Source organism: Paenibacillus sp. E194 (genome assembly GCF_000935845.1).
GTDB lineage: Bacteria > Bacillota > Bacilli > Paenibacillales > Paenibacillaceae > Paenibacillus_B > Paenibacillus_B alvei_B.
Map to the genome: position 1 here is coordinate 1 of NZ_JMDX01000252.1, position 7,755 is coordinate 7,755.

The 7,755-nt window shown below is 49.7% G+C and carries 5 protein-coding genes and 1 pseudogene; all 6 read right to left on the reverse strand.

What is annotated here, in order from left to right:
* Positions 1 to 84: 84 nt before the first annotated feature.
* The 6 genes and pseudogenes from AZ66_RS24155 to hemG all read right to left on the reverse strand — a co-directional run bounded on the left by AZ66_RS24155 (position 85) and on the right by hemG (position 7,679).
* Positions 85 to 2,010: an ABC-F family ATP-binding cassette domain-containing protein gene (locus AZ66_RS24155; RefSeq protein WP_044357202.1), complete on the reverse strand. Its 1,926-nt coding sequence runs from the start codon at positions 2,008 to 2,010 to the stop codon at positions 85 to 87.
* 247 nt (positions 2,011 to 2,257) lie between these two features.
* Positions 2,258 to 2,836 (reverse strand): TetR/AcrR family transcriptional regulator, encoded by a 579-nt coding sequence (locus AZ66_RS24160; RefSeq protein ID WP_052648827.1) that lies wholly within the window; start codon positions 2,834 to 2,836, stop codon positions 2,258 to 2,260.
* A 115-nt stretch (positions 2,837 to 2,951) separates the two neighbouring features.
* Complete coding sequence (locus AZ66_RS24165) at positions 2,952 to 3,821, reverse strand: DUF92 domain-containing protein (protein ID WP_021260135.1); 870 nt, start codon at positions 3,819 to 3,821, stop codon at positions 2,952 to 2,954.
* A gap of 29 nt (positions 3,822 to 3,850) precedes the next feature.
* Positions 3,851 to 4,540, reverse strand: a complete 690-nt coding sequence (locus AZ66_RS24170; RefSeq protein WP_331436936.1) for a fumarylacetoacetate hydrolase family protein — start codon at positions 4,538 to 4,540, stop codon at positions 3,851 to 3,853.
* 46 nt (positions 4,541 to 4,586) lie between these two features.
* Positions 4,587 to 5,840 carry a CapA family protein gene (locus AZ66_RS24175; protein WP_044357204.1) on the reverse strand — a complete coding sequence of 418 codons (1,254 nt, stop codon included), beginning with the start codon at positions 5,838 to 5,840 and terminating at the stop codon, positions 4,587 to 4,589.
* A 361-nt stretch (positions 5,841 to 6,201) separates the two neighbouring features.
* A pseudogene (gene hemG, locus AZ66_RS24180) lies at positions 6,202 to 7,679 on the reverse strand (protoporphyrinogen oxidase).
* Between the last annotated feature and the right edge of the window lie 76 nt (positions 7,680 to 7,755).

Sequence of the window (7,755 nt, forward strand, 5' to 3'; positions counted from 1 at the left end):
CCGCTGATATTCCCATCGTAGTTGTTCAATCGCTGTATTCATCGATGAACTATGATGTATTCAAGTTCACTCGAACCAGCAGCATTATTTCGACTTCTCGGCCTCGATTTGCTCCGCTAGCTCGCTTAAATAGGTCCATCGCTCCATTAAATGCTCCAAGAGCTTCTGAGCCTCCGCATCTTCCTTCATCAGCTCCTGCAAGCGTACCGAATCATTGAACGCTTGTTCCATATCTTGCTGAATACGTTCAATATTGCTTTCCGCTTCCATGATTCGTTCCTCAATCTGTTCATACTCCCGCTCTTCCTTGTATGACATCTTGAGCTTAGGCTTGCGCTCCGATCGGCCCGCTGGCTCTGCAGCAGTTGCTGTCTTCACTGAGGACATGCCGCCTTCTGTATTCGCCGCTTGTGCATGCTTAGCTCTCCATTCCATATATTCGGAGTAATTGCCAACATGCTGGGAGACATGACCGTTCTCAAACGACCAAATACGTTCTGCCACTCGATCTAAGAAGTAACGATCATGAGATACCGTAATAACAACCCCAGGGAAATCATCCAAGTACTGCTCCAGAACAGCAAGTGTCTGTACATCCAAATCATTCGTAGGCTCGTCAAGGAGCAGCACATTCGGCGCTTCCATCAAGATACGAAGCAGTTGAAGGCGTCGCTTCTCACCACCGGACAGCTTGCCAATCAATGTCCATTGCATCGTAGGACTGAACATGAACCGTTCGAGCATTTGTGCAGCCGTTACGGTATACCCCTCGGCGGTTTGCACGGTCTCTGCTCCCTCACGTATATATTCGATGACACGAAGGGATTCATCCATCTCTTCATGTTCTTGTGTAAAGAATCCAATCCGAACCGTAGGGCCGAGCACAATTGTCCCTTGCTGCGGTTCGCGCATGCCTGCAATGACACGAAGCAATGTCGACTTGCCGCTTCCATTTGGCCCTATGATACCAATGCGATCCTCTGGAACTGCGATGTAGCTGAGATCCTTGAACAGCTCCCGTCCATCAATCGAACATCCCAGAGACTCAATCTCCATGATCTTCCTCCCTAGCCGTGCAGACATCGCAGATATCTCCACTTGACCGTTCTTCGCAGCAGGGTTATCGGCCTGTAATTCCTCGAAGCGCTGAATTCTCGCCTTCTGCTTCGTCGACCGAGCCTGTGCCCCGCGCCGAATCCATGCCAGCTCATTACGGAGCAAATTCTGACGCTTATCCTCCGAGGCTGCTTCACGCGCCTCACGATCTGCCTTCAATTCAAGGAAACGCGTATAATTCGCTTCATAGAAATACGCACGTCCTTGATCTAATTCGATCATGCGATTCGCGACGCGATCGAGGAAGTAGCGATCATGCGTAATCATAATCAATGCACCGCTGCGCTTCTGAAGCAATGTTTCCAACCACGCTACGGTCTCATTATCAATATGGTTCGTAGGTTCGTCCAGCATCAAAAGATCCGAAGGATGAATAAGTGCTGACGCAAGTGCCACACGCTTACGCTGACCACCTGAGAGATCGCCCATTCGGGCATCGAAGCGCTGAATTCCCAGACGGGACAGGATCGTCTTCGCATCGCTCTCAAGCTGCCATGCCTGGAGGCGATCCATGTCGTCACTCGCGCGCACCAAGCGCTGCTGTACTTGCTCATCATTCGGCTGGGAGGATGCCGCTTCCAAGCACGCGGTATACGTCCGGATTGCAACCATTTCTGGGGCATCCCCGCCCATCACCTGATCCAATATAGTTGCGTTAGGATCATATTCCGGCTCCTGTGGCACAAATTGAACCCGAACGCGGCTACCAACCATGATCTTGCCTTCCTCGATGGGCTCTAATCCCATAATCGTACGAAGGAATGTGGATTTACCCGTCCCATTTACCCCAACAATTCCGAATCGGTCCCCTTCTTCGATTCCGAATGATACGTCTTTAAATAAAGTTTTGTCCCCGTAACTTTTACTTAGTTGTTCAATCGTCATTACATGCATAAATTCCGTTCCTCCAATCAAGCGTCGGCCATCTATAACGAAGGTGAAGCTGCAAGCGAACTAGGCTCGCTTTACTTCATCCCCTTATAACCTTTTATCCTAACCCATAGACACATTCTATCTATCCAGATTGCAAATAGCTGTCAACAGTACTTAGTGCAGATCATCAATCTGCCTATCTTCGCTCCCATCATCGAAAGAGGAGAACCTTCGGTTCCCCCCTTGCACGCGATTAGGTATGAAGCTGCTAGAGCGGTATGCCCTGCTTACAGCCATTCACAAACAACTCAGATGCGAACTGAATCCGCTGCCGCAAATCATGGTTAGAGAAGGTCGGATTAAATAAAATATCCATCTTGAGCATATCGAGCATACCGATAAATGATTTGGCATGAAGGAGAGGATCTGGCAAATTGAAATCCTCCATCGAGCTTGCGATTCGCTGTACATAACTCTTCATGAAGTTGCACAGCGCCTCCATCATTTCCGGATCCTTATTTGGCGCCTTGAAGAACAACTTCGTATACTCCCTGCGATTATAATAATATTCCAAATGATGCTCGGCAACGAAACCTAGACTTCCCTCCAAGGAGTCCCGCTCAAGAAGCCCCTGATCCAACTCTTGCAGAAATTGCTCAAAGCCTTGCATCATCATTAAGGTAAACAGCTGCTCTTTGCTCTCGAAATATAAATATAGCGTTCCTTTGGCAATGCCTGCCTTGTCAGCTATATCCGACATTTTCGTTTCATAAAAACCATTCGAACCGAAGAGTTCATAAGCCGCGTCCATAATTAACTGCAGCTTGTCACCCTGTCCATAACTCACTCGGTTCACCTCCTTGTACGCTGCTGCCATGGTTACTTACATTCTGCTTCGACTATAACATGAGACAGGAATGTTGTCGATTTCAATTGCATGACAATTGATCAACTCTTTTCGCCTATAACAGCAGAATAACAACAATAGACATCAGCCCGCCGGTACAAGAAGCAAGCAAGTTCACGTTATCATTATTTAACCAGGATAGGCCGCGAATGTGCTTGGTTGCTGCACCGCAGTGCATAAGCCGCTCAGTCGATACCCCACAAGTACTACATTGATATCCTGCTTGGATAGTTGCCCCGAGCAGTGAATCGACTAATGCGCCTGCAGTACCGCCAAATGATGCTGCGACAATGACAATCAGGAATAAGGTCCAATTCAATCCTTCAACAGGCTCTTGGCCTATGATTGCATGCTGCAGGATCATCAAGCACATTGCCGCCATTCCAATCGTAAACGCGCCTGCAACCGACGCCAGGGTTCCGAGGAGTGATATCGCCCCTGATGTACCCGCTTCGACTTGCTTGCCACTTAACAGTGAGCGTGGTAATTGACGGCTCAGGCTGCCAATCTCGGTTGCCCATGTATCTGCATTCACGGTCGCCATTACCCCAATGAACAGCCACAGCCAATAGGGACTCGGCCAAATGAAATTGACGATGCATAGCAGCATCCCAATTCCACCATTCGCGAATACTTGTCCAGCATCACGCTCGCCTGTCTTCTCATAAATCTGATCCAGATGAGCCTTCTTCCGCTTCTTCCATTTCGACCAGAAGGTCGATGATATGAAGAAAGTAAGCAGCAAGCCAAACCAGACAAGATCACCGCAGCTATAATAGATCGTACCCATGATCACTGCTGCCGCAGCCCCGGATCGTGTTAGCGAACGCTTCCACAGGGCTGCTCCTGCTACAGCAGCGCTGCCGATAAATCCGATCAACCACGGATTGATGCTAAGCCCGAGTTCAATCCAACGATGGAGCATTGTAGCCCTCCTTACGTTCTACCATACCATCACCGCTCAACAGGAGGCTTGGCTGTAATGCGACAGCTGCCAACCGATTCTTCACCAAGCTTAAGCACCAATTCATCATGCTCTTCTATCGGTCCTACACCGGCTGGTGTGCCTGTGAAGATGATGTCGCCTGCACCAAGCCCATAATGCTCGGCAATGTAGTTGATAAGCACATCGATAGAGAACAGCATGTCCCGTGCTGTACCGGATTGAACGGCCTCGCCATTGCGTAGAAGGCTGAATGGCGAATCGAGCAATGCCTCAGTTCCTGGATACAAAAGGAAGTGTGTAATCGGGGCAGAATGCAGCACCCCCTTCGCCGCCATCCACGGATGACCCTTGCGCTTCAACACATCCTGAACATCACGCAGCGTAAAATCAATGCCCAGCGCATAGCCGTCAACTGCCTCATCTGCAGTCATGCCTGGCTGCACGGTTGTTCCGATATGCAGGACAAGCTCTACCTCATGGTGAACGGCTCCCAGATGCAGCGGAAGGGGCAGAAGTGTCCCCTCTGCTACGCAATGAACCGCATGAGATGGCTTCATAAATACCATTGGCTCATGCGGAACCTCGTTGCCAAGCTCGGCAGCATGCATGCGGTAATTACGGCCAATGCAATACACATTACGAATATTAGAAGGATCTATCTCTCCTGTAAATTGCGACTTTACTGAATTCATGTTCATCCGTTTCTCCCCCACTTCATATGCCATTCATTATGATAAGTATAAGCTATGATTTCTTCCGAATGTTCCCGCCCTGATCGATCTGGACGCCCGGGGATATTTCCTGCACCCGCTTCATTAGCTTCTGCCCTCGTTCACCTTCGAGTGGAATAGCTTGCCCTACGTTTGTAAAGAACGGGGTCATCTTAAGCTCGCACTTCCCATCCTTCTTGCATTCCGCTTGAAGCGCCATCGTTTCCCAGGTTTTTGGGTTTTCTGCTTGCGTAAAAATAAAGTTGCCCATTGAGTATGCAATCCAGCTGTTTTTTTGCTGCTCGAAGCCCTGCACGACATGGGGATGGCCGCCAACGATGAGGTCTGCTCCGGAATCCACGAACAGCTTCGCCAGCTCCTTCTGCTTCGCATTCGGCTCGTCCGTCCGTTCTTCTCCCCAATGCGCAATCACGACAACAATATCCGCTTCCTTCTTGGCGGACTTGATTGCTTCTGCCGCCCGCTCCTTCGTCCCTTCATAGGTTGTCGCTACTCCAGGCTTGTTCTTCCATGCATACCAGGTATCGTCCGGTATGACTCGACTAAGTCCCAAGAATGCCAATGTAATGCCATTGCGCTCTACGATATGCGGCGTATAGGCTTCTTTGGAATTGCTTCCAGCTCCTATGTAAGCAATGTTAGCAGATTTCAATGCTTTAAAGGTATCAAGCAGCCCTTCTTCACCTTGATCCATCGAATGATTATTGGCCAAATTGACAATATCGATTCCCGCCTCAGCCATTGCCTGTGCCATCTTCGGAGACGATTTGTATACAAACAGTTTGTTATCTGCTGGAGAACCACCAGTCGTGAGCGGCGTCTCCAAATTTCCAATCGCAAGATCCGCATCCTGCAGCAGTGACTTCGCATAATAATAAGGGAAGTCATACCCTTTATCCTTCACAACATCCTCAACGCGACCTGACATCATCATGTCACCTACGAAGGCTAGACGAACTGTCGCCTCCTTCTTATCATCCGGCACTGCTGTTTCATCATCCGCATTGGCGTCCTTAGAATCCTTCGAGTCATCCGCACCTTCTGCGGTCTGATCTTGTCCGCCTGTCCCTGACTTATCTCCGACAGGAGCTGTTATTCCATCCTGCGCTTCCGTTCCACCCAAATCGAACAACTTCCCCTGCCATGCAAACAGCGCCGCTGCAATGATGATGATACCTAGAACACTGTATCCCCATACAGCTTTCCGCTTCCTGTTCTGACGCTGCTCTCGCTGCTGCTTGTGACGTTCCGTTCTTGATAGCTCCATAAGCCCTCCTTCGTATGGTTCATTTTTTGTATGGTTAGATCCAATACATGCTAATTCCATTATAACAAGGGTATGATAGCCTCGGCAAAGAAGCATTTCAACTCCCTCTACTCTGCCTATACCCAAACGAGGACGAATGAACTGCATTCTATGTCCAACCAGTGCCAGTTCCAGCAGATGTTAGTCAGCCTGTATGGGCAGACATCTATCTTTTTACACCAATTTGCACCGCATGAACAATACAAAAAAGAGGCCGTGTTCATACACGACCTCCTGATTATCACGATCTATTTATATACGAACGATATCGCACTCATTTTATCATGGCAGTATGTCAGGAACTGCAAGCTTCTGCAAGCGTTCAGGCCATGCTGCTCGCACATGCTGTCGGCATGCCGTTCTCTGAAGCAGCCTCAGCTAAGATTGCAACGGACTGTTCACCCGCCATTCGCCCGCTGTGAATACAGTCTGGCATGCCAACCCCTTCATAGGGTTGACCCGCAAGTAATACACCTGGCAGTTGAGTGCCAACTGACGCGCGCAGCTTCTGAATCGCCTGCACATGTCCTACCGGGTATTGCGGCATCGAGTGCTTCAGTCTCGTAATCTCCACGAACTCCGGCTCGGATGTAATTCCCATAAGGTCTCGCAATTCCTTGCGAACCGTGCGCTTCAGCGCTTCATCCGGCCAGTCGACACGCTCCTCATCTCCCGATCGCCCAATGTAGCATCGAACGATAAGCTTATCCCCTCTTGAAGTATGGGGCCACTTGATCGATGTCCACGTGCAAGCCGTTATGGCTCGCTTCTCTTTCCGTGAAATGAGGAAGCCAGTTCCATCCAGCGGCTTCGTCACCACACTGCGTTCGAATACACTGACAACATTGGCAACCGATACATGTTCAATCGCCCGCAGTGCAGATGTATCCACATGTCCCTCTAAGAAGGTGGAAGCATGGTACGATGGTGTTGTCACCACGATTGAGGACGTCTCTAGCTGGCTCCCATCATGAAGGTGGATGCGATAGCGGCCATCTTCCATTTTCTCGAATCGGTCAGCGCTCACGCCCAATTGAACATTCACCTTCAATTCTTGAAGCACATCCTCCAAGCGTTCAACAAGTGAAGTTAGCCCGCTGCGGAACGTTAAGAAGGTGGAGCCTCTTGCCACATCCGGCAATCCAGGAAGATTCTGTCCAGCCTTGCGGCTTGCCATCATCCCCTTTATAAGACTCCCATACTTCCGTTCTACTTCGGCAAATTGCGGGAACGTCTGCTGCAAGCTCAACTTGCTCATATCCCCTGCATAGATGCCGGCAAGCAGCGGCTCCGCAATGTGCTCCATCACTTCATGACCTAATCGCCGCTCCAAGAATGAGCCTAGCGACTCATCCTCAGTCGACATACGCGGCTTCTTGAACAAATCCATTAATGCTCGCAGTTTGCCCATGACAGAAATAAGGCCTGTCTTCGCAAATGGAGTAAGCTCAGTAGGAATTCCGAGTATAAGGCCTGGCGGCATGCGATGCATAACCCCCCGCCTTACAATGTATGTCTTCTTGGCATGTGGATTCGTAGCTACAAGCTCCGTCTCCAGTCCGAGATCGCGTGCTAAATCGATCATCGGCATCTTACGGGCGAGAAAGGAATCCGGTCCCTTCTCGATAACACATCCATCCTTGCGCAAGGTCTCGATCTTGCCTCCAAGCCGTGTTGCTTGCTCAATGATAGTTATATTCAGTGCTCGTCCGTTCTCTTCCGCCTTCTTTGCCGCGTAGTAGGCAGCGGACAAACCCGTTATTCCCCGCCGATGATGACCAGATCCCGCGAACAGTTCATGTTACGCCCCTTCTTTCTCTAGCTCCCTATTTGATCCAACTTCATAATCGTGTCGGCCAATACCGACATGAATTGT

Excerpts from the sequence above, each read along its gene's own strand:
- AZ66_RS24175 (WP_044357204.1), bottom strand. The coding sequence starts at position 5,840 with ATGGAGCTATCAAGAACGGAACGTCACAAGCAGCAGCGAGAGCAGCGT.
- AZ66_RS24155 (WP_044357202.1), bottom strand. The coding sequence starts at position 2,010 with ATGCATGTAATGACGATTGAACAACTAAGTAAAAGTTACGGGGACAAA.
- AZ66_RS24170 (WP_331436936.1), bottom strand. The coding sequence starts at position 4,540 with ATGAACATGAATTCAGTAAAGTCGCAATTTACAGGAGAGATAGATCCT.
- AZ66_RS24165 (WP_021260135.1), bottom strand. The coding sequence starts at position 3,821 with ATGCTCCATCGTTGGATTGAACTCGGGCTTAGCATCAATCCGTGGTTG.